This is a genomic window from Burkholderia sp. SIMBA_062, from assembly GCF_046534765.1.
Classification (GTDB): domain Bacteria; phylum Pseudomonadota; class Gammaproteobacteria; order Burkholderiales; family Burkholderiaceae; genus Burkholderia; species Burkholderia ambifaria.
Map to the genome: position 1 here is coordinate 1 of NZ_JAWRYD010000256.1, position 273 is coordinate 273.

The following is a 273-nucleotide window of genomic DNA, read 5'->3' on the forward strand; positions in this document are numbered from 1 at the left end:
CGAGCGCCTCGTACGCATGGCGCACGCCGTGCGAGCCGGAATGCTTGCCGAGCACGAGCGAGCGCGCGCGGCCGAGCTCGGCCGGATCGAAGCTCTCGTAGGTCGTCGGATTCTTCGCGAGGCCGTCGGTGTGGATGCCCGACTCGTGCGTGAACACGCCGCCGCCGACGATGCTCTTGTTGAGCGCGACCTGCCGCCCGGACGCATGCTCGACGAGCCGCGAAATGCCGACGAGCGCGGTGGTGTCGACGCCGGTGTCGCGGCCGAGCAGAT

1 pseudogene is annotated in these 273 nt (G+C 70.3%); it reads right to left on the bottom strand.

Features of this window, described 5'->3' with window-relative positions:
• Positions 1-273: pseudogene (locus tag SB786_RS36255) on the bottom strand (homocitrate synthase); the annotation flags it as partial.